Source organism: Oleiphilus sp. HI0117, from assembly GCF_001635235.1.
This window is the reverse complement of the sequence record NZ_LWGA01000588.1, coordinates 1-529: the sequence shown is the minus strand read 5'-3', so window position 1 is coordinate 529 and position 529 is coordinate 1. Positions and strand designations below refer to the sequence as shown.

Here is a 529-nt window from a genome sequence, read left to right as displayed (position 1 = left end):
CTTCGATTCGATCGGCTGCTTGCCAGAACTGTAGGGACTTACCATTCGTAGCGTCCCATAGCACTAAGTCTTTTTCTTGGCAGGTTACGGCTCTCTTACCGTCACCGGAAACCGCTGAGGCCCGGATGGATGAGTATTCGCCGCTTTTATGATTCCAGTCATAGAGGCGCTCTTTCTTTTTGGTGTTCCAAAAGCTCCCGCCATGATGAACCGATCCGATGACCGCAAGGTATCCGTTAGGGCTGAGTTCGCCGCTTAGTAAGCCTTGAGTCGCAAGCTGTTTACTGCTAGTGGGGCCTTCCGCGCATGCGGCAAGTGCCAGACTGAGTAAAAGGGTAGAAGTTTGTTTTTTAAACACCGATAGACCTGATAGATTTGATTCGATTTTAAAAGGACGTCATTACATCTTTAGTATAGTCAGAGACGAGGAAAAAGAGAGAATAAATATGATCTGGAGGGGAAGCGCATAATATAGCCAGAATTAAGAAGTTCTGGCAATCGCTCAGGAGTTCATTTAGAACTAAGCGGT

1 pseudogene is annotated in these 529 nt (G+C 46.9%); it reads right to left on the bottom strand.

Annotation, left to right across the window (positions count from 1 at the left end):
- Positions 1–358: pseudogene (locus A3757_RS06550) on the bottom strand (hypothetical protein); the annotation flags it as partial.
- Positions 359–529 lie beyond the last annotated feature (171 nt).